Here is a 20,612-nt window from a genome sequence, read left to right as displayed (position 1 = left end):
AGCAACAAACTAAAACTAAAACTGAATAAGCAATGCATCCCATACTAACAGGGGATATCATTATTCCCTGCCTAAACCGTATGCCCCACGGCGAAATTAATATAAATTAAAACTAATGCGGTGCCTGTGCACCACACATTTATGACAATTCATTGTCTCTTATAATAATAAGCATAGAAGCCAACCAAGTCTTGATTTGGTTGGCTTCTTCATTTATCTTATGCAATTGTATTGTATTATCTGAATTGTTCGTTGCACAGGCACCGAAACAATTCAAACGATTCATTCATTCTGTACTCCTCGGGCCAATGCTTTTAAATCGCTTCCTGCCGGGTTTTGGAACACGCGGAGTCCAAATTCCCCTGCAATGGCAAATAAATGATCAAAAATATCCGCTTGGACGCCCTCATAAATAGCCCATTGCGTGCTATTCGCAAACGCGTATATTTCAATCGGCAAGCCATTCTCTCCGGGCTCCAATTGTCTTACCATTAATGTCATTTCTTGATGGATGCCGGGATGGTGTTTAAGGTATTCAATAATGTAAGCCCGAAAGACGCCGATATTCGTCATCGCCCTACCGTTTACGATATTGCTTCGGTCGATCTTATTTGCAATATTGTACTCCAGAATTTCCTGTTCACGGCTAACAATATAATCCGATAGATAGCGGATCTGTTTAAAATGCTCGATCATTTCATCCGTGCAAAACGTAATACTCGTCATGTCGATATGCAAAGCCCGCTTAATGCGTCGTCCGCCAGATTCCTGCATACCGCGCCAGTTGATGAATGAATCCGATATGAGCGCATAGCTCGGAATCATCGTCACCGTCTTATCAAAATTTCGCACCATTACCGTATTTAAAGAGATATCAATGACATCCCCATTTGCACCGTATTTCGGCATTTCAATCCAGTCGCCCATGCGAACCATCTCAGTTGCTGATAACTGGACACCCGCCACAAGACCTAATAACGAATCCTTAAACACTAACATGAACACCGCTGACAGAGCCCCGATTCCACTAAGCAAGATAAGCGGACTTTTCCCCATCAAATTGGCAATGACCAAAACGATACCAACGATGATGACAACTATTTTAGCAACTTGAATATACCCTTTTATCGGCTTCGTTTTTGATATTTCATACGTCTGATAAATATCATTAAACACACTTAATAATCGATTGATGACACTGAATGCCACTATCATCATATATGTCAGCGCCAACGTTTCGATCGCCGCACGATACGTGGGAAAGCTGGCTGCAAAGGAATAAATAATGATCGCCGGCACAAAATGGGACAATCTCCGGAGCACTTTCCTCTCCAACAGAATATTACCCCACTTAATATTGTGCTTTCTCACAATATGAGCGATAAATCGGATAATCACTTGTTTTGTAATAAAGTTCGCAATGATACATAGGAGTGTGATTATAGTTACCAGGATGACAAATGACAGCGTGTCAACCAAAGCGTCATCCACTCCGTAACCTAAAAGCCGGTTACGAATAAAATTCATCTATCTCTCCCCTTTACGTAATCTGCTTTCCATTATAACAGAAGTAAGGGGTCTCCACTTTCTTCAGCCTCCTATACAGGCCGTGATGTGAATAAGTGGAATATGGTACAATCGTAAAAATACTACATAAATGAGGTAGACGACATGTGCCGAAACATTAAAACGCTGTTCAACTTTTCCCCTCCAGCTACCACGGATGAAATTCATGCCGCCTCGCTCCAATACGTTCGGAAAGTTTCTGGATATAACAAGCCTTCCAAGGTAAACGAGGACGCTATCAATCTCGCTGTTAAGGAAGTGGCGATCGCTACACAAAAATTACTAAACACATTGGTAACAAATGCCGAACCCCGAAATCGAGAAATTGAAGCTGAACGGGCTCGGGCTCGTAATGCAAAAAGATTCGGATTGGAAAATCAGAATTAAAACTATAAATTTATTTCAGTGTAGTACAGATTTATCAGCAACGGTACCTGTGCAACACACACTTATGACAATTCATCGTAATCTATATAAATACCAAAAGAAGCTGACCACGATTGGGTTGATCAGCTTCTTTGTTTAACCTCATTGAAACTTTGCTTCGCCCAATCTTGTGTCTTCCGAATAAGGAAATAACTCCATAAACCCCTTTTCTTTAAACATGCATTCAATTTCCCCCTAGTTATTCGGTATCCTCTTTCATATACCGCCTCATTGTCCGGTAATAAATAAAATATTGTCCAATGGCGAGCAAGAGCAAAATGTTCAGCATTCCGACCTTCCCAATCGGTAAAATCAAAAAGATGGTTGCCAAGAACGGAAGGCCGACTGTGAAATAAGAATAGACTTTCTGCGTCGCACGTCGTGTCACTTCCTCAAACAACTCGTCATCATCCATATATTCCTGCGGCTTTAATGTCATGATTTTCAGCCGATGACTCGGATTCCGCTTATTATGGAGATGAATTTTCCATCTAAATATAAGTAGATACATAACTAAGACGATGAGCCAAGCGAGAAGGCACCAAAAGCCGAGGCCTTCTAAATTAAACTGAAATAGAAAGCTTTCCGGACTATTTGAGTATTCAAAGTCCGACATGAATCCAATTATCGACGTGAGAGCGATTAGCAATAAAATACAACCCATTTGCCATATCGGATACGTATACCTCATATCGCCTTTCATTTCATTCCTCCCCTTCCAACCAAAATACTTCATTAAGATCACATTGGAATGCTTGCGCAATTTTCAATGCCAACGTAACAGATGGTGAAAACTCCCCTTTTTCAATAAAGCCGATCGTCTGCCTTGTGACACCTACCATTTTGGCGAGGTCACTTTGTGTAAACTCTTGACGGGCACGCAGCTCACGAACCTTGTTTTTCAGCATGTAAACTCCTCCTATATTAAATGTACAGTATTCTTAACATCATGTAAAGTATTATTAACATTAAGTTATGTATAATTAACAAAATAAATTAGCTTTTGGTGAAATCCAGTACTTACTACCTCATTCGAGAGGCTTAGGATTTAGTTTTGAAAACTTGTTATAGTATAGTTATCAAAAAAATCCCGGGGGGAATCCGTCGTCTATGAAAAAAATACATATACCGATTGTTTCGTTGTTATGTCTGCTTTTATTAAGCGCCTGTGCAGATAAGTCTGCTGCTATAAAAGAAACGCATCAACCTACCGAGCAAAAGCAGGAGCAGAAGGTTGATTATGAAGCGATTGTGGAAAAGAAAAACGCTGAACTTGAAATGGCTCCATTGGAATTAACATCCTATAGCGAAGAAGTGGGAGCTGCGTTACTCGAACCGACGCATACAAACTTTGCGGTGAATGAAGTCTTCACAGTGGTGGGAACTGTTGAAAATCAGGACCAATTACAAGAAAAGTATGTATGGATCAAAATCAGATTTGATGGAGAAGCGCTTTCCGACGACTCGATGGAATACTATGCGCCTATCCAAGACGGTAAATTTAAACAGGACGTAAGATTGTTCAATGGAGAGGGAGAATACCAAGTTACTGTTATGCTCCCAAGCAAGGACCGGAAAAATTACTATTATGATCTGGCAAAATTCACTGTCTTTAACGTCAACCCTGCGATGCAGCGAGATCTTACGTATACTCCTTTTGCCCAGGATGCAGGATTATCACTTGAAGCGCCTGCAAGCGGTTATGTGAATGAAAACGAAGTGTTCACATTGAAAGGGAAAATCCCTTCCATCAAAGGGACAAACGAGCAGCTGATGCTCGAACTCAAAAAGGACGGTGAAATGTGGAAGCACGTGCTTCCTGTTAAGAACGGTGAATTCGCATATGACGTTCCTTTATTTTACGGAAAAGGCGTCCATCAGCTAAAAGTCTACGTTCCTGACGAGGAGAGAGACAATTATTTTCAAGAAGGAACGATCCTTTACATCGACAATGAATCAGACGTTGTCACTGAACCGATCAATTACATGACGACCTATAACGAACGTGGGGTCAATCTCACCTACCCGACAGCCGGCGGTGAAGAAACCAACTTAACGTATCGCATAAAAGGCACCATCGATAAAGACGCACCATTCGCAAAAGAGACGACACATCTGTATATTACGACGAAGAAAGATGACGATAAGGCATTAGCCGTCATTCCTGTTGTCAACTACAAGTTTGATGATGAATTCTACTTGCGCTTCGGACCGGGTACATATGACGTAACCGTCAGTGTACCGGAAATAAAAGAGAAAAACAGTTCCAAGTTTTATTATTATGACGTAGCTAAATTCACAGTCGAAAGCACGGGCACAGAGGACTTACGAGATTTATTGCCATCACGGGGAGTTCAATCGGATGCCCCTGATATTATCGCGATTGCGGAAGGTCTTATAACCGACGATATGTCAGATCGCGAGAAAGCGAAGGCCATCTATGAATTTACGGCAAAGTCAATCGCGTATGACGTGGAAAAACAGAAAAACAGTGAATTCGAGTGGGATGATAGCGCATTAAAAGTGCTAGAGCTCGAAAAAGGAATTTGCCAGGATTACACGTATCTCGCCCTTGCCCTACTTCGTGCATCCGGCATGGAAGCAAGATATATAGCAGGCACTGCCGGATCCGGCTTCAACTGGTCCCGCCACGCATGGGTGGAAGTGAAGGTGGACGGCGAATGGCTCACAATGGACCCGACATGGGGCGCCGGCTATATAAAAGACGGTGAGTTTGTAGCAAACTACACAGAAGATTACTTCGAACCGGATGAAGAAGCGTTCAAGACGCATTCCCGAAGTGGTGTGGAGTACTGAAATTGTATGCAGTGTCTTAAGCAATATAAAATCCCGCGCCTTTTATAACGAAGGTGCGGGATTTTTCTATATCCAAATGTGCTCAGCCTGTATATTGAATCATCTGAGCGATCACTAATGTGACAATCCCAATGGCTGAAAATACAGCAAATACCGGTAAAAAGAAGCGAATCCACTTTTGCCAAGTTACGCCGGCAATAACGAGTGCAGCCATAAAGTAACCTGAAGTCGGATATAAAATATGAGCAAACCCGTCTCCGATCTGGAACGCTAGTACTGCTGTCTGTCTTGTTACACCAATAATGTCTGCAAGCGGCCCCATGATCGGCATCGTGACTAAGGCTTGTCCACTTCCTGACGGGATAATAAAGTTAATGGCAAGCTGAACAAGGTACATCCCTACTGCACCGAGGACAGATGGCAATTCGCCGACTAATGAGCCCATGCTGTGAACGATTGTATCCATAATTTGACCGTCTTCAAGCACGACAGCTACAGATCTGGCTAGACCAACAATAATGGCTCCCATGAGCACTTCACGGAAACCTTCCGTAAATGCATTAGAAATCTGTGTAGCATTGAGTCCAGCAATCAGGCCGACAACAGCACCCATAAAGATAAACAGACCTGCCATCTCTACCATGAACCAGCCGAGCTGAAGCACACCAAATACTAATATAACAAGGAAGAGGAGCGCAGCAATCGAAGCATATTTTTGTCTTGTGTTCATGCTCTTCGCTTCAATTTTTTCTTTCTGCTTGTAAAGCAATCTTTTTTCTTCGTCATCTTCATAAACATAGCTGTTTAAAGGATTCTGCTGTACCTTTTTCGCATAGCGCATGATAAAAATGATTCCGACCGATAAAGAAACGACAAATAGAATTAGGCGCATTTCCAGTCCTGAAAAAACAGGAATGCCTACAATTTTTTGCGCCAATCCGACGTTAATCGGGTTCAAAACTCCGGCAGTAAACCCGACACTCGTACCGACAAGAGCAATTGCAGCAGCAACAATTGAATCGTACCCTAAAGCGATAATTAATGGCATAATGACAGGAATATAAACTAGCGATAGTTCAGGGGTTCCAATTAATGTTGCTCCAATCGCAAATACTGTTGTCAAAATTGGGATCAGCAAGATACTATTTTTTGCAAAACGGTTTGCTAGCCTGTCAACAACCACTTCAATAATTCCGGTTGCCTTTAGCACCGCAAACATACCACCGATTACAAACGTGAAAAATACAATCTCTCCCGCGTCAATCAATCCACGCGGAATAACAGTAAGAAAATCAGCTATTCCAATTGGAGTAGCTTCCACTTCTGTGAATGAGTTCGGGTCAATCGATGTTCTTCCGTCCGGACCTGGCACACGGTCAAACTGCCCTGCAGGAATAAAGTACGTCGAAATGGCCGCCAGAGCACTGAAAATAAATAGGATGACGTAAATATGGGGAAGTTGAAACTTCTTCTCTCTTTTTTCCTTTTGCATTAGTAACCTCCATTAAGTAAATTTATACAGACGAATGAATCGAATGTTTTTTATCAACGATTTTTAAACCAGTAGCCTGCATTATTCTCGCTTACAATCGTTAACTCTGCTTATTATACAGGCTTACTACGCTTAAGTCGTTAGACCTTCTATCCAATTAAATCAAGTTGCATTGTTTAGAAAATACAATAAAAAAATCCAATCTGTTAACATTGCACAACTAATTGTGCAATAAATTCATTTTTTGATGATAATTTAGAGTAGTGAATTTATGTATGGTGCCTGTGCAGCACACATTTATGACAATTCAAGGCTTTTTATATAAATACAAAGAGAAGCTGATCAAACGTTAAGTTGATCAGCTTCTTTATTTTACTTTATACAATTGTAGTGCATTATCTGAATAGTGTGCTGCACAGGCACCCAAACAATTTGATAGTTAGTTTTCGGTCGCTTGGATGCGACTCGGCTCCTTCTGCTTGCCGATACGAGCCCATATAATAAGCGGAATCAATAGTAATGAGAACATTCCTCCGGCGATTGAGAGGATTCCATAGCTGAAATGTGCGACAACCAATCCGGATAATCCTCCACCTATCGCTCCGGACAATGCAATTCCTACGTCAACAGAACCTTGCGTCTTCGCCCGAGTGGATGTCGATGTGGCGTCCACAATAATCGCCGTACCGCTAATCAATCCAAAGTTCCAGCCAAGACCAAGCAACACAAGGGCTGTCACAAGTGCAAACATTGAATCGGCTGGTCCGATTGCCGCTATGATGCCCGTCAAAAGCAATGTGACGGCCGAGGCGATCGCCATTACACCACGTCCGATTTTATCGACAAGATAGCCCGTCACTAACGAAGGCAAAAACATAGCTCCAATATGGAATCCGATAACAATTCCCACCGCTTGTAGACTGTGACCGTAATGCCCCATATGAATAGGGGTCATCGTCATGATCGCCGTCATCACGAATTGAGTAATGATCATTACTGTAGCTCCTGCAATAACACCTCGTTTGTTCATTGAGAACGGAACAGAATCCCCTCCTGCCTGCAACTTGCTGTTTGCACTTTCAGCAGTCGCAATAGCTTTCGCGACAAGTAAAGGATCCGGACGAAGTAAAATTAGGAGAACCAAGCCGGCAAGTATATAAGCGGTCGCAGCTAATAAAAACGGCCCCGCCAAAGAAGGAATTCCAATGGATGTAGCAACCCCACCCATTATTCCTACGAGGTTCGGTCCGGCAACAGCACCGAATGTAGTAGATACCATGGCCATACTAACAGCCTTTGCCCTTTGCGTCGAGCTAGCCAAGTCAGCCCCCGCATATCTCGCTTGCAAGTTTGTCGCTGATCCAGCACCGTATATAAGCAATGAACCGAATAGAAGGAAAATGTTATTTGTTATCGCTGCGAGAACGACTCCAATTGCACCGAGACCACCGACCAGAAATCCTGCGGCTAGTCCGGAACGACGTCCGTACCGTTGAGAAAGACGACCTACGAGCAGCGCAGCCCCAGCTGAACCTAACGTGAATAACATTGTCGGGATTCCCGTTACACTGTCCACGCCTAACATATCACGAGCTAGAAGTGCCCCTACCGTAATACCGGCAGCAAGCCCTGCCCCTCCGAAGATTTGGGAAATGATCACAACGATTAACGTTCTTTTATATAATTGCTGTTGTTTTTCCGGGGAACCGACGTAGCTTTGTACCAAAGCCGATTGGGCATCCCTCTTGTTCATACGATTACTCGCCATGTGCTAGCCGCCTTTCTGAAAGATTCATTCTTTTATAGATTTCAACTATCATATCATGAGTAAATAAGCGAATAATCTTCTTTTTCTACGATACTCTAACATTATCCTGTTTATTCTAGGCTCCATTATCGCACTAACCTGTCTGTAAGTGAAAAAATCTTACTGTAATAAAATAAACCCCTTCCCAGTCCGCAAATAGGACTTGAAAGAGGTTTAGCCATTTTATTTCTATTATGCTTTTGGAGGAGTTCCTTCAGCGTTTCCTACAATTGCATCGATTTGGATTAGAGCATCTTGAGGTAAAGCAGATACGCCAACTGTTCTTCGTGCAGGAACACCGCTCGGGAAGAATGTTTTGTATGCTTCGTCTACAGCGTCCATATCCGCAATATTTTTAACGAAGATATTTACTTTAACGATATCGTCCATAACGTGGTCAATGCTTTCAACAATTGCTTTGATGTGTTTCAAGCACTGTTCAGCTTGCTCTTTTACGCCGCCAGCTACCATTTGGCCCGTTTTTGGATCTACAGGTAATTGAGCTGAAAGGTGATTGTAATGAGAGAACGCTACAGTTTGTGTAGATAGAGAATCCTTTGGTGCATTGTCAGTGTTGCGTGCCCAAATAACGATTCCGTGTCTGTCTTCAATAGCTTGTGGAGGTGTACCGTCTCCGTGTGATACGACTGCTTCGATTTGTACTAAAGCATCCATTGGCAACGCTGCAGCTGCAACAACTGTGCGTGCAGGGACATAGGCAACAGCTCTAGCGATAGCGGAGTCTGGGAAGAATGTAGAATATACTTCATTGACAGCTTCCGTATCTGCAAGGTCTTTAAGGAAGATATTAATTTTGACAATATCGTCAAAAGGAACATCGATGCTTTCTAAAATTGCCTTGATATTTTTCAAAGCCTGTGCAGCTTGCTCTTTTACACCGCCAGTTACCAATCTGCCCGTTTTTGGATCGATCGGCAATTGAGCTGAAAGGTTGTTGTAATGAGAGAACGACACGGTTTGTGTAGATAGAGGACTTGTTGGCGCGTTTGCCGTGTTATTTGTAAGTTTGATGAGGTCGCCTGCTTGTGGAGCGTTTGGAATTGTACCTTCACCGTGTGAAACAAGTGCTTCAACTTGCACTAAAGCATCCATTGGCAAAGCTGCTACTGCAACTGTTGTCCGTGAAGGAACATAAGTTGGGAAGAACGTTTTATAAACTTCATCTACAGCGTCAACGTCTTTAATATCTTTAACGAATACTGTAATTCGTACAATATCGCTCATAACGTGATCGATGCTGTCTACAATCGCTTTAATATTGTTAAAGCACTGTTCAGCTTGCTCTTTTATTCCACCAGCTACCAATTTCCCTGTTGTTGGATCGATCGGCAATTGTGCTGACAGATTGTTGTAATGAGAGAATGCAACAGTTTGTGAATATAGACCGTTACCACTTGGAGCATTCTCCGTATTTCTTGCTGCTACTGCGTTATAGTTGCTCATAATACGATTTCCCTTCTTGATAAATATTTACTAACCGAAGTATGCACTGAAAAAGCTGTTCTAAACCACTCTGAGTGCTATGCAATTATAGCAGGACTTGTTCACTTTGGCTAACATTATTGTTGGAAATGAACAAAAAACTTCCCACAAGTTCATTGAACTTGTGGGAAGCTTCTTTAGTATGAAGTAATGTCTAGCTCCTGCGGCTAGCCCCTCGAGGTCATAAGCCACTCTAAGAAGAAGGCAAAGGGCGCCTTCTTGCTTAGATCGTCTTATGCTTGTCGGGGCTGAGCAAGCCGCTTCCGCTTTTCTTATTACATCATGCCGCCCATACCGCCCATGTCAGGCATGCCTGCTGCAGCTGGTTCTGGGATATCTGCAACGACCGCTTCAGTGGACAAGAACATTGCCGCTACGGACGCTGCATTTTGAAGTGCAGAACGAGTAACTTTTGTAGGGTCTACGATACCCGCTTGCATCATGTTGACCCATTCGCCGTTTGCTGCGTTGAAGCCGATGCCGACTTCTTCGCGTTTTAGACGGTCAACGACGATGGAGCCTTCGAGACCAGCGTTTGTCGCGATTTGGCGCACTGGCTCTTCAAGAGCGCGAAGAACGATTTTCACGCCAGTTGCGACGTCGCCTTCTGTGCTTTCAAGAAGTTTTTCAACTTTTGTATAGACGTTCACAAGCGCTGTACCACCACCGGATACAATTCCTTCTTCAACAGCCGCACGAGTTGAGTTCAATGCGTCTTCGATGCGAAGTTTGCGCTCTTTCAATTCTGTTTCAGTTGCTGCTCCGACTTTGATGACTGCTACGCCGCCAGCAAGTTTCGCAAGGCGTTCTTGCAGCTTCTCTTTGTCGAACTCGGAAGTTGTTTCTTCAAGTTGCGCGCGGATTTGGCCGACACGTGATGCGATTTGATCAGTATCTCCGTTTCCTTCAACGATTGTCGTATGGTCTTTTGTAACAACGACTTTCGCAGCGCGTCCAAGTTGAGTGATGTCAGCGGATTTAAGGTCAAGGCCAAGATCCTCAGTAATGACTTCCCCGCCTGTAAGGATTGCGATATCTTCAAGCATTGCTTTACGACGATCGCCGAAGCCTGGTGCTTTAACAGCTACCGCGTTGAAAGTACCACGAAGCTTATTCACAACGAGAGTTGCAAGTGCTTCCCCTTCTACGTCTTCCGCAATCATCAACAATGGTTTGCCTTGTTGAACAACTTGCTCAAGAACCGGTAGGATTTCTTGGATATTGGAAATCTTCTTATCTGTGATCAAAATGTAAGGGTTGTCGAGAACCGCTTCCATTTTGTCTGTGTCAGTAGCCATGTAAGCAGACGCGTATCCGCGGTCGAATTGCATACCTTCCACGACGTCAAGCTCAGTCGTGAAGCCTTTTGACTCTTCGATTGTAATGACGCCATCGTTGCCGACGCGCTCCATCGCTTCAGCGATCAATTCGCCGACTTCTTCGTCGCCTGAAGAGATAGCCGCAACTTGTGCGATCTCTTGCTTGCTTTCGATTTCGTCGGAAATGCCTTTCAACTCTTCAATTGCTGTTGCAACCGCTTTTTCGATCCCTTTACGGATGCCGACAGGATTCGCACCAGCTGTTACGTTTTTCAAGCCTTCGCGAATCATCGCTTGTGCAAGAACCGTTGCTGTTGTCGTACCGTCACCAGCAATTTCGTTCGTTTTGGAAGCAACTTCCGCTACGAGTTTTGCACCCATGTTTTCGAATGCATCTTCAAGTTCGATTTCTTTTGCGATTGTTACACCGTCATTCGTGATAAGTGGTGAACCAAATTTTCTTTCAAGAACGACGTTGCGTCCTTTAGGTCCAAGCGTCACTTTAACAGCGTCAGCAAGTGTATCTACACCGCGTAGCATTGCGCCGCGCGCGTCTTCATTAAATTTAATTTCTTTAGCCATTTATGAATTCCCTCCTGGTTTTGATTGTACTTATTTATAAGGGGCGACTTAGCCGATGATAGCTAGGATATCGCTTTCACGCAGGATCAAATATTCATTGCCTTCATATTTCACTTCAGTTCCAGCATATTTTGAGAAGATGATGCGGTCGCCTTCTTTTACTTCCAGGTCAACACGCTGGCCGTTTTCAAGAACTCGTCCAGTACCTGCCGCTACAACTTTTCCTTCTTGCGGTTTTTCTTTCGCAGAATCCGGTAATACGATACCGCTAGACGTCTTTTCTTCTGCTTCGATTAGTTCGATTACGATACGGTCACCTAATGGTTTCAACAAGTGAAACAACCTCCTCGACATATTATCTTCTTTTTTAGCACTCATCAATCAAGAGTGCTAATACATTTCTTATCATAATAAAGTTGCCCAAAAATTGCAAGCAAAATACTTATGTCCTCATAGATAAAAACTGAACAATGTTTGACCGTTTTCCATGCTTTCTGGCAGTCTGCATTCCTTGTATCCTTTTCTCTTTGCTTGTCATCATTGAAACAGCTAAAATAAACAGTAGAAGAAAGGAAGTTGGCAATGAAAAACTGGAAAATCTCTATTTCGATCGTTCTTTTATATATCGCCATGCAGTTCGGAAGCGTCCCTATTTCGAAGGCTCTCTTCCACTATTTTCAAAACACCGCTGGCATGGAAAAGGAAGCCGCGGTCTATTACGGCTTCGCCTGGGCGCTTTTCCTCACAAATCTGATCGCAGCCCCTTTAATCCTGTTCATGACAACGCGCAACAAGCGATTTTGGGATATCTTTAAAAAAGGGAAGAAAGCGACACCTTGGATGACAGTACTATGGGGTGTCCTAGGATTTTTCATGGCGATGGCTGGACAAATGCTTGCTAGCATTATCGAAGTGGCGCTCGGCATCATGCCCGGCTCTGAAAACACAACCTTGCTGAGCGACATTGCCAAACTGTCGCCGATCATTATCTTTTCCATCGTCATCTTTGCACCTCTATTAGAGGAGATTGTATTCAGAAGGGTACTATTCGGCGGCATTTATGCAAAATCGAATTTCTGGATTGCAGCCATTTTGAGTGGAGTCATTTTCGCAGTTGTCCACGGCGAGCTTGAGCATACATTGGTCTATATGGCGCCGGGAATGGTATTTGCGTTTATTTATTATTACACGAAGCGCATTTGGGCTCCGATGATTGCCCACTTTCTCATGAACAGCTTCGTCATGGTCGTTCAACTGAATTACGAAAAGCTCGAGCAGTGGCAAAAAAATCTTCAGCAAACGTTCATCTTTTTCCAACAATGAAAAACGACTTCCCGTTTAAAGGAAGTCGTTTTTCATTTCACCCAAGTGTTGCAATTAATGAAAAGATGATAGCCCCAAAAATAAGCATAATCATTAACATAATGACGAAAACGATGCCAAAGATGATTGCCACTACACCAAGACCGCGCCAAGCAGAGAATCCATGGACGAGACCGATTCCTTTACAGGCGATGACTGTTCCGAATATGCCAACTCCAATGATAATAAGATTCTGCAAGAAATAAATTCCGAGCGGCAAATTCGTAATTCCGAAATTATCGGTCGGCACCTCAAATAGACGAGACCCGTACACCGCAATAAGCAGGAAGTTCATCGGAGCGAGCCAGATCGTCGGAATCGCAGGCGCGGGAGTGATTTTAAGCATATCGGAGAACTTCCCTTTCCCGCCTAGCCATTTTCCGACCCACGTATAAAGTCCAGCATTGATCACCCAACCGATAAGCGCAAAACCGTACGTCATGATGATGGATAAAATAATGATGAATGCTAACGGCATGCCACCAAAAATGCCAGTCGTCGCCATCGCGATTGAGCCGCCGCTGATCGAGCTTAGCAGAAAAATGAGAAAGCCATATCCCGCCGACTTTTTCTCCAGCATATATTGCAGCGTTTTCGTCGGCTGGCTCCAAATGGATAGTAATGGATTCATGTATATCCCCCTTTACTTCTTATGTATATGAAATCTCTACAAGTCCTATCATACGGGAATCCTTTTGGGATTTCATTACAAAAATCCCGCTCCCCCAATAATAACGCGGGAAGCGGGACACTACTTTATTTTTCTAAATTCCCCATCACTTCATCGATTTGGCGTTGCTGCTCTGCCTTTATTTCTTCCAGCTTCCGCTTCTCCTCCGCCTTCAGGAATTTTCGATACCCGACGCGGCAGATGATGATGCTAATTTCATAAAGTGCAAATAACGGGACGGTTACTAATAAATGCGACATAATATCCGGCGGTGTGATGAACGCCGCAATGATAAACAGGACAAAATATGCTACCTTCCGGATTTTCACTAACTTATTCGGGTTCAATATGCCGAGCCGCGATAGGAATAAAAGGACGATCGGCAACTGAAAGACGATTCCGAACGGGATCAGTATTTGAAACAGGAACGTAAAATATTCATTAATGCCGACCGTCTGTGTAATCCCAAGCTCTCCCGATAATTCCTTCATGAAGTTCATGACGAATGGCACGAGAACGAAGTAGGAAAAACCAATCCCTACAAGCAATAGGATAAACGCGAACGGGATATAGCTTAACGTCACTCTCCGCTCCGTCTCGTGAAGTCCCGGCGATATGAACGACCAGAACTGATACATGATGACCGGTGAAATGAGCACCACTGCTAAAAAGATGATGACTTTCAAGTACAGGGCAATCGGATCCACAACATTGAATGCGTGAAATTCCTCATACCCGGCTTCTGCTTGCAAAAGCTTAATGATCGGCTTCGCAATGAAAAAGCTGCCGATTACTGCAATAACAAAGAAAACGACGATTACCATCAGTCGTTTTCTAATTTCATCTATATGTTCAATGACTGTTAAATTTTTTTCTTTCATCGGACAGACATCCTTACTTATTGCACATCATTTTTCTTATCTTCCACTTTTTTGACTGTGTCATCATCATCGGCTGCAAGACCTTTTGTCGCGTTTTTAAATTCACGCAATGAAGAGCCAAATGCCTTTCCGATTTCCGGTAACTTCTTCGGTCCAAAAATGAGCAATGCAATGACAGCGATTATAAGTAGACTTCCTACACCTGGAGCCATTTCGGACACCTCCTTCATATATAATCCATCTTACATGAAAACAGCTTGTATTACTATTGACAATGCCTTTATATTTGTGAATCTTTTTCGTCATTTTTTATGAAATAAATCATTGTCTGCAGCTCCACCGACAAATCGATCGTATGAACACGCATCCAGTCGGGTGCTGCCAGCCGGACCGGTGTGAAATTGAGAATTCCTTTCACGCCGATAGCCGCCATCCGATCGGCGATTTCTTGCGCCGCCCTTGTCGGAACAGTTAAGATGACGAGTTGAATGCCTAACTCTTTAATTTTCTCTTCCATCATATCCGGATGGAACACCGGGATATTGCTGACCATCTTCCCTTCCTTTGGTGCTTTCGGGTCGAATGCGACAACAATTCTCGTATTATGGTTCTTTTGAAAATTGTATTTCAAGAATGCATTCCCTAAGCTTCCAACGCCGATCAACGCGACATCCGTCTCTTCGTCTTGATCCAACGCCCTTCGGAAGAATAGAAGGAGGTCGTTCACGTCATAGCCGTAGCCTTTGCGCCCGAGCGCCCCGAAATGGGAGAAATCACGGCGAATTGTAGCAGCATCGACTTTCATTGCCTCGCTCAATTCACTGGAAGAGACGCGTTTCTTACCCGCATTCGCGAAATTTTGCAGAAATCTATAATATAAAGGAAGGCGTTTTGACGTCGCCTGTGGAACTCTCTGAGTCGTATCAGCCATAGCTTACCTCCTATACGTGCAAATGGACCTTTTTTTATCGTACTCTAGATACGTGCTGATGTAAAGCCAACCATTGCACCGACAGGCCCATTCGATTACACTAAAAGTGGAATAGAGGTGTGCTGAATGATCGTATTACAAGTGAATGGAATTACGAAATCCTTTTCTGGAACTGATATATTGAAAAACGTCCGCCTCGAAGTGCAGCACCGTGACCGGGTTGCGCTCGTCGGACGGAATGGCGCCGGCAAATCGACATTATTAAAAATCATTGCGGGAGAAATGTCCGCTGACTCCGGCGACTTAATCATGCCGAAAGACGTACAAGTCGGCTATCTCGAACAACATGCGGGAATTGATTCTTCCCTTACAATTTGGGAAGAGATGCTGACCGTTTTTGGACCGTTGCTTGAAATGGAAAAGCGGCTCCGTGGACTAGAAACACAAATGGCGGATCCTTCCGTTTACGAGAACCAGCAAGAATATGAGCGTGTCATGAAAGATTATGACACGTTGCAAATCGAATTCAAGGATTCGGGCGGGTATCAATACGAATCTGATATGCGTTCGGTTCTTCACGGAATGCGATTTTATCCTGAAGACTACGAGAAGCAAGTCAATCTGTTGTCCGGAGGGCAAAAAACGCGGCTGGCGCTTGCGAAAATGCTGCTTAGCAAACCGGATCTGCTCATATTGGACGAGCCGACGAACCATTTGGATATCGAGACATTAGGCTGGCTTGAAAAATACCTCGTCTCCTATGAAGGCGCGATCCTCATTGTTTCCCATGACCGCTATTTCCTCGACCAGATCGTGACGATCACGTATGAAGTGTCGAGGAAGAAAGTGACGAAGTACGTCGGCAACTATAGCGCCTATTTAGTTGAGAAGGCGAAGAACTATGAACGCGATAAGAAGTTGTACGAACGCGAGACGAGTGAAAAAGCGAAACTTGAGGACTTCATCCAGCGGAATATCGCCCGTGCTTCGACTTCCAAAATGGCGAAAAGCCGGCGGAAGCTGCTCGAACGAACGGATTGGATGGACGCGCCTGATGGGGATGAAAAGTCTGCAAGCTTCTCGTTCTCCATCGAACGGCCAAGCGGCAACGATGTGCTCACATTGGACAATATCGCTGTCGGCTATAACGGCCAAGCCGTTTCTGAGCATATTAATATGCATGCATACAAAGGGGACCGGATCGCGATCATCGGACCGAACGGGATCGGAAAGTCGACGCTTCTGAAGACGATCGTCAAAAGACAGGAGCCGATCGACGGAACGATCCGCTACGGAACAAATGTCCAATTCGGGTATTATGACCAGAATCAAGCGACGATCCTCGGTACGGGGACAGTCCTTCAAGAGCTGTGGGATGAGTGGCCGATGATGAATGAAAAGGACGTCCGCTCCGTACTCGGACGCTTCCTGTTCACGGGTGAAGACGTCGAGAAGCCTGTCGCTTCATTGTCCGGCGGCGAGAAAGCACGTCTTTCATTAGCGAAGCTCATGCTTCAAAAATCGAACACACTCGTGCTTGACGAACCGACAAACCATCTTGACCTCGACAGCAAGGAAGTGCTGGAAAATGCGTTAGACGACTTTCCGGGAACAATCCTCTTCGTCTCCCATGACCGTTATTTCATTAATCGGATCGCGACGAAAGTGATTGACGTCGGTCCTTCCGGTGTCACAGAGTATCTTGGTGATTATGATTACTTCGTTGAAAAGAAAAATGAGCTGGAAGAGTTGAAAGCCGACAATAGCAATTCGGAACAGCCAAAACAGCAGAAAAACGGACGGAATGAGGAAGACAAGGAATTCAAACGGCAAGAACGCCGATTGACAAGGGCGATTGCTGAAATTGAAGAGTCACTCGGAAAAATGGATGCCGACATCGCTGTTCTGCAGGAAGAGTTGTTGAACCCCGATTTCGCTGATGACCATGTGAAACTGATGGAGCTCCAAGAACAGATCGACGAACTCCAAATGCAGCACGACAACCAATCAGAGGAATGGTTGAATTTGCAGGAAGAACTTGAACAATTGAATTCATAACGATTAGAAAGCTGTCGAATGGAACGAACGCCATTTCGACAGCTTTCTTTTGTTTTCGACAAGGGTTCCCTTTTGATTTCCACAATCTTATCAACATCATTCACGTTGATATAATAGGATATGAACATAGTTATCCACGTTATCCACATTAACTGTATTCAATACCCACATAGTTATCCAAAAGATGTCATAGTCATTCACACGAATCTTTTAATTATCCACAACTTATTAACAATTGTGCATAAGTACGAACGTTCCCTCTTGACAAGACGAACTCGTTATAGGACAAATAAAAACGGAAATCGTCACAACTCGACGATTTCCTTCATTTATTATTATTCATCCCATGAAGCAAGCTCCATGCCAGGTCTGCCGTTCATTCCCATCGTACCCCGTTTGCCGCTCGCATACATCTCACTGCCTGCTGCCGCAATCATTGCTGCATTATCTGTGCAAAGGGAAATCGGAGGGACGTAAAAAGGAATTCCTTCTTTTTCAAACGCTGCATCCAATGACGCTCTTAATCCTTTATTCGCAGCTACACCACCTGCTGCGATAACTTGCTTCACACCGAACTCCTTCGCAGCCTTCAACGTCTTCTCTGTCAACACGTCGACAACACTTTGCTGGAAGCCTGCCGCTACGTGAGCCGGATTGACTTCCCCGCCTTTTTGCTCAATATTATGCTTGTAATTAATAACAGCGGATTTCAACCCGCTAAAGCTGAAGTCATATGAATCCGGTTCTAGCCAAGCTCGCGGAAAATCGACTGCTTCATCGCTTTCAAGCGCAAGCTTATCGATATGCGGCCCGCCAGGATAAGGGAGACCAAGAACACGGGCAACTTTGTCATATGCTTCTCCTGCTGCGTCGTCCCGCGTTTCTCCAATTAATTTGAACGACCCATGCTTCTCCATTAGAACTAACTCCGTATGCCCACCGGATACGATAAGAGCTAGCAGCGGGAACTCCATTGGCTGCATCAATTGATTCGCATAAATATGCCCAGCGATATGATGAACACCGACAATCGGCAATCCGTTAGCAAACGCAAACGCCTTAGCCGAATTAATGCCAATCAACAATGCCCCAACAAGCCCGGGACCTTCCGTCACAGCAACCGCATCCAAATCCGATGGAGCAAGCTCTGCCTTCGCTAACGCTTCCTCTATGACGAGCGTAATCTGTTCGACATGATGTCGAGAAGCGATTTCCGGCACGACGCCTCCGAACCGTTGCTGGCTCTGGATTTGCGAAGCAACGACGTTCGAGACGATCTCATGCCCATTCTTCACGACCGAAGCCGCCGTCTCATCACAGCTCGTTTCAATTCCTAATATATACATATCTTTGTCCATTACAATTCCACCCACATGACGAGCGCATCTTCATGGTCGTCCGTATAATAGTTTTTTCGTATGCCGCCATCTTGGAAGCCAAGCTTGCGGTACAAGTTTTGCGCTGTATGATTGCTCACGCGGACTTCAAGCGTCATCAGCCTCACATCATTCACCTTGCACAGCTCTATCGCCTTACGCATGAGCGCCTCACCGATTCCATGGCCTCTCATATGCTTCCTCACTGCCACATTCGTAATATGACATTCATCGAGCACAACCCACATCCCAAAATGCCCGATCACTTCTCCATCCGCGACGGCAACAATATAATGAGCATAATCATTCCCAGTCATCTCATGCTCGAAAACCTCCTGCGTCCATGGAGTCGCAAACGCTTCCTGCTCGATTTCGACAACTGCCGGGATATCTTCTATTGTCATCTTCCGATATTCGATACTTTTATTCACCGCCATGATCCTTCCGTTGCTGCATGAGCCAATTCGCCTCCGCCTCTGCGATACGACGGTATTCCGGCGTAAATGCATGTATATTCTCCTCTTGTCCACTTTGCTGCGCGACGTAAATCAATGAAGACGCCCGTGGAAGCTGCAGCGGAAACGGTGCAATAATTGCATTCTCCCTTAACTTCGTACCGATCAGCTCTTCATGCATCGCAACATCCTTACCGACAAATAGAACAGGACGCTCCTTCTTTGCTAAAACATCCAGCAGATCTTCAATCGCAAAATGCCCGTCCTCCGCGTTGGCGATTAGCTCGCCATTCACGAATTCGTAAATCCCTGCGTACACATTATTTCTTCGTGCATCCACAATCGGGCAGATCAGCCCTTCAAAATAAACAGCATTCATTGCAAGGACCTTCAAGCTTGAGACGCCAAACAATGGCTTCTTCAACGTCCAAGCCAACGTCTTCGCAATCGTCACACCGATGCGGACTCCTGTATAGGAGCCAGGTCCTTCCGATACCGCGATTGCATCTATATCTTTCGGCTTGAGTTGCACCGTCTCAAATAGCTCCTCAATAACCGGCATCGCCCGCAACGAATGATTGACAGCCATCGAAGAGTTCACCTCGGCCAAAATGGCTCCATCTTTCACAATCGCGACAGACAAAGGCGTATTCGCCGTATCTATTCCTAACCATATCATAACGTCATCGCCTCACAAATCTTTTCAAAACGTTCTCCTCTTGGAGTGAACACAAATTTTCTCGAAGTTTCTCCTGTATGAAGAATTTGTATCTCCAATCGCTCTTTCGGTAGATCATCTTCTATAAGATGTGCCCATTCAACGACAGAAACCGCATCCCCGTAGAACAGTTCGTCCCATCCAAGATCTTCATCACTATCTGCCAATCGATAGACATCCAAATGATTGAAAGGAACCCGTCCTTCGTATTGCTTTACAATTGTAAACGTCGGGCTGTTTACCGTTCGAGTAATACCTAAGCTGCGTGCAAGTGCTTTTGTGAAGGTCGTTTTCCCTGCACCAAGATCTCCTTCCAACGTCAAAACGTCAGGAGGCGAAAGCAGCCCCGCTAATGTATTTGCAATCTGTTCAGTTTCCGCCAAGGAATGAACATTGAATTCTATAGTCATCGTATTTTCCTTTCATCTCCACTTTGCTTTAGTGTACCGAAAATAAGGCGTTTTCGAAAGCCAAGAGGTTTGGTGGAGGTATATAATGGACTAATAAAAGATAAAAACAACAAAAAACCGATCCTGGAATAAATCCATAATCGGTTGACAGTTTAAATTAAGATGGCGGTCCCGACCGGGATCGAACCGGCGATCTCCTGCGTGACAGGCAGGCATGTTAACCGCTACACCACGGGACC

At 44.4% G+C, this 20,612-nt stretch carries 20 protein-coding genes and 1 tRNA gene; 4 read left to right on the top strand and 17 right to left on the bottom strand.

Features of this window, described 5'->3' with window-relative positions; all coding sequences use genetic code 11:
- Window positions 1-282: 282 nt before the first annotated feature.
- The gene (locus tag ACR65H_RS16615; RefSeq protein WP_440501807.1) at window positions 283-1,527 is read right to left on the bottom strand and encodes a mechanosensitive ion channel family protein; all 1,245 of its coding nucleotides are present in this window, start codon (window positions 1,525-1,527) and stop codon (window positions 283-285) included.
- Between the two features lie 144 nt (window positions 1,528-1,671).
- Here ACR65H_RS16615 and ACR65H_RS16610 point away from each other — a divergent pair, with 144 nt between their 5' ends.
- Entirely contained in the window at window positions 1,672-1,953 is a 282-nt protein-coding gene (locus tag ACR65H_RS16610) for a DUF2277 domain-containing protein (RefSeq protein WP_440501805.1), read from the top strand.
- A 238-nt stretch (window positions 1,954-2,191) separates the two neighbouring features.
- Here ACR65H_RS16610 and ACR65H_RS16605 read toward each other — a convergent pair whose 3' ends face one another.
- The gene (locus tag ACR65H_RS16605) at window positions 2,192-2,695 is read right to left on the bottom strand and encodes a hypothetical protein (protein WP_440501803.1); all 504 of its coding nucleotides are present in this window, start codon (window positions 2,693-2,695) and stop codon (window positions 2,192-2,194) included.
- A gap of 1 nt (window position 2,696) precedes the next feature.
- Window positions 2,697-2,900 carry a helix-turn-helix transcriptional regulator gene (locus ACR65H_RS16600; protein ID WP_440501801.1) on the bottom strand — a complete coding sequence of 68 codons (204 nt, stop codon included), beginning with the start codon at window positions 2,898-2,900 and terminating at the stop codon, window positions 2,697-2,699.
- A gap of 202 nt (window positions 2,901-3,102) precedes the next feature.
- Between ACR65H_RS16600 and ACR65H_RS16595 the strand changes: the two genes are divergently transcribed.
- Window positions 3,103-4,809: a transglutaminase domain-containing protein gene (locus ACR65H_RS16595; RefSeq protein ID WP_440501799.1), complete on the top strand. Its 1,707-nt coding sequence runs from the start codon at window positions 3,103-3,105 to the stop codon at window positions 4,807-4,809.
- 82 nt (window positions 4,810-4,891) lie between these two features.
- Here ACR65H_RS16595 and ACR65H_RS16590 read toward each other — a convergent pair whose 3' ends face one another.
- The 5 genes from ACR65H_RS16590 to groES all read right to left on the bottom strand — a co-directional run bounded on the left by ACR65H_RS16590 (window position 4,892) and on the right by groES (window position 11,845).
- The gene (locus tag ACR65H_RS16590; RefSeq protein WP_440501797.1) at window positions 4,892-6,301 is read right to left on the bottom strand and encodes a YfcC family protein; all 1,410 of its coding nucleotides are present in this window, start codon (window positions 6,299-6,301) and stop codon (window positions 4,892-4,894) included.
- 439 nt (window positions 6,302-6,740) lie between these two features.
- Window positions 6,741-8,069 (bottom strand): MFS transporter, encoded by a 1,329-nt coding sequence (locus ACR65H_RS16585; RefSeq protein ID WP_440501796.1) that lies wholly within the window; start codon window positions 8,067-8,069, stop codon window positions 6,741-6,743.
- 231 nt (window positions 8,070-8,300) lie between these two features.
- Entirely contained in the window at window positions 8,301-9,572 is a 1,272-nt protein-coding gene (locus ACR65H_RS16580; RefSeq protein WP_440501794.1) for a RidA family protein, read from the bottom strand.
- Window positions 9,573-9,886: 314 nt separating this feature from the next.
- On the bottom strand, window positions 9,887-11,512 hold the full coding sequence (gene groL / locus ACR65H_RS16575) for a chaperonin GroEL (RefSeq protein WP_440501793.1): 1,626 nt from the start codon (window positions 11,510-11,512) through the stop codon (window positions 9,887-9,889).
- Between the two features lie 48 nt (window positions 11,513-11,560).
- On the bottom strand, window positions 11,561-11,845 hold the full coding sequence (gene groES / locus ACR65H_RS16570; RefSeq protein ID WP_251628351.1) for a co-chaperone GroES: 285 nt from the start codon (window positions 11,843-11,845) through the stop codon (window positions 11,561-11,563).
- 249 nt (window positions 11,846-12,094) lie between these two features.
- Here groES and ACR65H_RS16565 point away from each other — a divergent pair, with 249 nt between their 5' ends.
- Window positions 12,095-12,835, top strand: coding sequence for a CPBP family intramembrane glutamic endopeptidase (locus tag ACR65H_RS16565; RefSeq protein WP_440501791.1), 741 nt, complete (start codon window positions 12,095-12,097; stop codon window positions 12,833-12,835).
- Window positions 12,836-12,872: 37 nt separating this feature from the next.
- On the opposite strand, the gene ACR65H_RS16560 is transcribed toward ACR65H_RS16565, so the two are convergent.
- From ACR65H_RS16560 to ACR65H_RS16545, 4 genes are all read right to left on the bottom strand, one after another.
- Entirely contained in the window at window positions 12,873-13,505 is a 633-nt protein-coding gene (locus ACR65H_RS16560) for a YIP1 family protein (protein WP_440501789.1), read from the bottom strand.
- 125 nt (window positions 13,506-13,630) lie between these two features.
- On the bottom strand, window positions 13,631-14,425 hold the full coding sequence (gene tatC / locus ACR65H_RS16555; protein WP_440501787.1) for a twin-arginine translocase subunit TatC: 795 nt from the start codon (window positions 14,423-14,425) through the stop codon (window positions 13,631-13,633).
- A 17-nt stretch (window positions 14,426-14,442) separates the two neighbouring features.
- The gene (locus ACR65H_RS16550) at window positions 14,443-14,637 is read right to left on the bottom strand and encodes a twin-arginine translocase TatA/TatE family subunit (protein ID WP_440501786.1); all 195 of its coding nucleotides are present in this window, start codon (window positions 14,635-14,637) and stop codon (window positions 14,443-14,445) included.
- A gap of 68 nt (window positions 14,638-14,705) precedes the next feature.
- A complete protein-coding gene (locus tag ACR65H_RS16545; RefSeq protein ID WP_440501784.1) occupies window positions 14,706-15,356 on the bottom strand; it encodes a redox-sensing transcriptional repressor Rex in 651 nt (216 codons plus the stop codon).
- Window positions 15,357-15,482: 126 nt separating this feature from the next.
- Between ACR65H_RS16545 and ACR65H_RS16540 the strand changes: the two genes are divergently transcribed.
- Window positions 15,483-17,414, top strand: coding sequence for an ABC-F family ATP-binding cassette domain-containing protein (locus ACR65H_RS16540; RefSeq protein ID WP_440501782.1), 1,932 nt, complete (start codon window positions 15,483-15,485; stop codon window positions 17,412-17,414).
- A gap of 335 nt (window positions 17,415-17,749) precedes the next feature.
- Here ACR65H_RS16540 and tsaD read toward each other — a convergent pair whose 3' ends face one another.
- The 5 genes from tsaD to ACR65H_RS16515 all read right to left on the bottom strand — a co-directional run bounded on the left by tsaD (window position 17,750) and on the right by ACR65H_RS16515 (window position 20,612).
- Window positions 17,750-18,772, bottom strand: coding sequence for a tRNA (adenosine(37)-N6)-threonylcarbamoyltransferase complex transferase subunit TsaD (gene tsaD / locus ACR65H_RS16535; RefSeq protein WP_440501780.1), 1,023 nt, complete (start codon window positions 18,770-18,772; stop codon window positions 17,750-17,752).
- The gene (gene rimI / locus ACR65H_RS16530) at window positions 18,772-19,221 is read right to left on the bottom strand and encodes a ribosomal protein S18-alanine N-acetyltransferase (protein ID WP_440501778.1); all 450 of its coding nucleotides are present in this window, start codon (window positions 19,219-19,221) and stop codon (window positions 18,772-18,774) included. Before rimI ends, tsaD begins: the two co-directional genes overlap by 1 nt.
- Window positions 19,214-19,924: a tRNA (adenosine(37)-N6)-threonylcarbamoyltransferase complex dimerization subunit type 1 TsaB gene (gene tsaB, locus ACR65H_RS16525; RefSeq protein ID WP_440501777.1), complete on the bottom strand. Its 711-nt coding sequence runs from the start codon at window positions 19,922-19,924 to the stop codon at window positions 19,214-19,216. The genes rimI and tsaB overlap by 8 nt, the downstream gene beginning before the upstream one ends.
- Window positions 19,921-20,373: a tRNA (adenosine(37)-N6)-threonylcarbamoyltransferase complex ATPase subunit type 1 TsaE gene (tsaE, locus tag ACR65H_RS16520; RefSeq protein ID WP_440501775.1), complete on the bottom strand. Its 453-nt coding sequence runs from the start codon at window positions 20,371-20,373 to the stop codon at window positions 19,921-19,923. The genes tsaB and tsaE overlap by 4 nt, the downstream gene beginning before the upstream one ends.
- A gap of 163 nt (window positions 20,374-20,536) precedes the next feature.
- Window positions 20,537-20,612: transfer RNA gene (locus ACR65H_RS16515), tRNA-Asp, on the bottom strand.

The organism is Sporosarcina sp. SAFN-015 (genome assembly GCF_059415085.1).
This window is presented reverse-complemented; position numbering and strand designations above follow the sequence as displayed.